Origin of the sequence: uncultured Gimesia sp. (assembly GCF_937919775.1) — a bacterium.
In the GTDB taxonomy this organism is placed as follows: domain Bacteria; phylum Planctomycetota; class Planctomycetia; order Planctomycetales; family Planctomycetaceae; genus Gimesia.
Genome location: NZ_CALFPF010000194.1, coordinates 1 through 3,682, shown reverse-complemented (window position 1 = coordinate 3,682; position 3,682 = coordinate 1). Strand labels below are relative to the sequence as shown.

Here is a 3,682-nt window from a genome sequence, read left to right as displayed (position 1 = left end):
CACAGACAGATCGCAGCCTGTTTCCGAGAACGAATTAAGGCCCCGTTCGCCTGACTGGCTTTTATATAGAAGAACTCTTACCCCGAGAGAACTGGGGTTTAAAAACAACCCTTGTTAATATGCTCGGCCAGGATTTCTTTCAGACGGGAAATATTATCCTCTTCCTGAGCTTTGATACCTTCCCAGAACTTCTGCAGCTTGGAATGTCCTTTAGCATTCGCGATGTATTGATCACAGCGCCAAAGCGCATCCAGTCTTTTACTCAATTCATGAATCACATCGTGATCGTGATCTGCGCAGCCTTTTGTTTCGCCAATGTGCTCCATCTGTTGTTCAGCCATTAATGTCATTTCGAGATCCTTTCTTAATAAAATCGAATTCGAGCAGGGAAACTATTCCTCGGATGACGAGAAAATACAGATTCCGGTCCACATAATAAATCGGGAATTGCGACAAACCTGGATCGGGAAATCCCCCAGGAAACCGCTCGGTTCAAGAACCAGTCTCGGTGTATTTACACTTTACGATTCACTGGGTATGTTGAAGCAATCGTTTTCAATTCAGTTAAAAACCCTGTAATTTTCAGCGAAAGTCAGCGTAATTCTCTCAACGTAATAGTAATTATTTTATTGAGAGTCACCTGTCAAACAAGCTAACTTCTTCAGGAGAAACATCATGATCATCGGACATTTTTTCTCGGCTGCCGGTTCTCGATGCGGCAGGTAAACGGGTTGGAGTATTGACCCTCGATAAGATTCTCGATCTGCTTTATTCGTAATACGGAACATTGATCAGAAAAGAAAGACCTGCCAGTCGGGCCAACTTTATTCCTTAACTTTAACAGCAGAGTCATTGGTCATGCACGATTCATCAGCAAATCAAGACAGCGACATCTGGCAAGAGGCACGAGAACGGATGGTCGAAAACCAGATCCGCATGCGGGGCATCAATGACCTCCGCATTCTGGATGCCATGCGCCGGGTCCCGCGTGAGGAATTCGTTTCACCCGATCAGAAAATTTTCGCCTGCAACGACTGCGCTTTACCCATTGATTGCAATCAGACGATTTCTCAACCGTATACCGTCGCCTATATGTGTGCTGCCGCTCAACTGACCGGAAATGAAAACGTGCTGGAAGTTGGCTGTGGCTCCGGCTACGGAGCAGCCGTGTTGTCTTTGCTGGCCCGCGAAGTTCATACGGTCGAACGAATTCCGGAATTAGTTCAACAGGCCTCTGAACGATTGCAGCGTCTTGGTTATTTCAACGTGCAAGTTTACTCTGCCGATGGAAATCTGGGAGTTCCACAGGCGGCTCCCTTTGATGCGATCATTGTCACCGCAGGAGCAAAATCCCTGCCGAAACCGTATCTGAACCAGTTGAAGGAAGGCGGCAGAATCATCATCCCCATCGGGACAGAGTTTACCGGCCAAACCATGTGCCGCTTCACTCTGAAAAATGGCAAGCTGTCTGAAGAAGATCTGGGCGCGTTCACCTTCGTTCCTTTGATCGGAGAATTTGGCTGGCCAACTTAATACACATCTTAATAAACACTGAATTCTCCCCGCGAAAGTCGCACGACAAAGTCATCGATTCCTGCCAGTTCTTTTTCGACAATGGCAAGGATCGCCGGTTCCACATCCGGAAGTGCAGTCCCTTCTCTTAATACCACTTCAACACTCATCATACAGGGATCGCTGATATCGCGTCCAATCTGGCTACACAACCAGACACAAACTTCTTTCACCGGTTCCACGGACGCATGAATTTTTTCGGCAAGATAATGGCTCAAGACGTTATAGATTTTTCCGACATGACTCACCGGATTCTTGCCGGCAGCCGCTTCCGTACTCATCGGTCGATTCAAAGTGATCAACCCGTTCACACGATTCCCACGGCCCACCTGACCGCCGTCCGCCCCTTCCGCTGAAGTCCCGAGGACCGTCAGATACATGCCCCCCAACCCTCGCTCGGGATTATCGAGCGTATTCAAATCAAGCTGAACACCGTCGAGCGTCTTGAGCTGCGGTTCCAGAAATTCCATCAGTTCCTGCTGCATCTCCTGTTTGCGATCAAAATATTGCCGGACATTTTTGATATAGCGATCCACCAACGCCACCGCCACCGTTAATTGCAAACTCCGATCACGGCGAATTCCCATGACCTTAACGTCCTCCCCTGCTTCCACAAACAGCTTCTTGAATTTGTCAGAATTGATCTGCCGCTCGGTCGCCAGAACCAGTTGCTCGGTCTCAGTCAGCGGCGCAAAACCCACTGCAGCAGAAGTATCATTGGCAGAAATCTGTTTGCGGGAAAAAATATCCGTCAGCTCCGGCGAACCCGCTTTTAACTCATTTTGAAAAATCACATGCTTTTCGGGATCAACCAGTCGTAAATGATTTCGAATCCATCCCTTGGCACTGGAGATCGCAATTTCCTTTGTCGAGATTCGGAAACCGTCGCATTCCGCAGTCGCACGATCACCAATCACAAGACGCATCGGAACGTCAACAATTCCTCCGCCAAGCGCGGGTCTCGTCTCTCCGGCGATTAGCAGTCCCTTATCAATATTATGATGTAATACACGACCGGCCCGATCAAGATAGGCCTGGCATAACGCGATCGAAATCGACTCCGCAATACCGTCACAAATCGTATCGGGATGCCCAATCCCTTTGCGTTCCACAAATTCGGTTCGTCGCTCAAATGTAGCCACATTTCCTGAATGTTCCAACTGAAAGTTTTGCATAAAGCAACTCATTCCTTGACGATTGACTCAAATGCAGACCGCATTGCAGCGGAACATCATTTATTATTTTTAAACAAATCCAGAAAACGATCTTCGTAGTCCTGGAAAAGATTCAAGCGATCCAGTTCCTGTTTCAACACGAAAGCCTTTGAGCGATCCCGGGCGGCCTGCCCGAACAATTCTTCAATGTTTTGCTCTTCTTCGACGGACAGTTTTGGTTCTTCCGGCGGCTCTGGAACGTAAGGTTCTTCGTAGGTTTCCTCCGGTGGTTCCCCCAGCGAATGTTCCATGCGGGACAACAGCTCTCCCAGCTTCTGTTCCATCGCTTTTCCCTGTTCGGCAAGTTCTGTCGTGTCGACCTCTATTCCGGAAAGGGATTTGAAAGCCTCTAATACCGCCAGCGAAGCCTTGGGAAACGGGACTTGTGAAAAGATCTGCGGCATCTCTCCCAGCAGACAGGTCCCTTTAAAATTCTTATCAGCGGCTGCTCCCAGCAGAATGCCATTTAAACCGCTGATATTCCCCTCTTCCAGAATATTCAAATCCAATTTTCTTAGCTCAGCCAGGCACGACTCATCAGTCACCGCTGCGAACACGCGGGATTCATGCTCCGGATGCATGGCCGTCGCCATTGCGGCGAAGGTATAAACACATTCAATACCCAGTTCCTCTGCATACGTAATAAGCTTCTGGCAGTACGAGTACTTTCCAATCTGCGGCTGTGCTTCTCCGATCAGAACCACCAGATCATGTTTCTCTGCTGGATCTCGCCAGACAAAGAAGCGGCTCCGCGGACGCATCCCCGTTCGAATCAGACCATGCTGAACTTCCACATGATCAACATCAAAATATTCCGGAGGAGAATACTCTGCAAACAGGTCCATTCCCAGTTTCGCCATCAGGTAATAACCGGCTGATAATCCGACATTCCCCAT

Annotated in this window: 4 protein-coding genes; 1 reads left to right on the top strand and 3 read right to left on the bottom strand. The window is 48.7% G+C overall.

What is annotated here, in order from left to right:
• Positions 1 to 98: 98 nt before the first annotated feature.
• Entirely contained in the window at positions 99 to 350 is a 252-nt protein-coding gene (locus tag Q0294_RS05185; RefSeq protein ID WP_299461612.1) for a hypothetical protein, read from the bottom strand.
• A 508-nt stretch (positions 351 to 858) separates the two neighbouring features.
• Here Q0294_RS05185 and Q0294_RS05180 point away from each other — a divergent pair.
• Positions 859 to 1,533, top strand: coding sequence for a protein-L-isoaspartate(D-aspartate) O-methyltransferase (locus Q0294_RS05180; protein ID WP_299461610.1), 675 nt, complete (start codon positions 859 to 861; stop codon positions 1,531 to 1,533).
• Positions 1,534 to 1,541: 8 nt separating this feature from the next.
• Here the strand turns inward: Q0294_RS05180 and Q0294_RS05175 are convergent, their stop codons facing one another.
• Positions 1,542 to 2,747: a methionine adenosyltransferase gene (locus Q0294_RS05175; RefSeq protein ID WP_299461608.1), complete on the bottom strand. Its 1,206-nt coding sequence runs from the start codon at positions 2,745 to 2,747 to the stop codon at positions 1,542 to 1,544.
• A gap of 56 nt (positions 2,748 to 2,803) precedes the next feature.
• A partial coding sequence (locus tag Q0294_RS05170; protein WP_299461606.1) for a PAC2 family protein occupies positions 2,804 to 3,682 on the bottom strand: 879 nt, incomplete at its 5' end.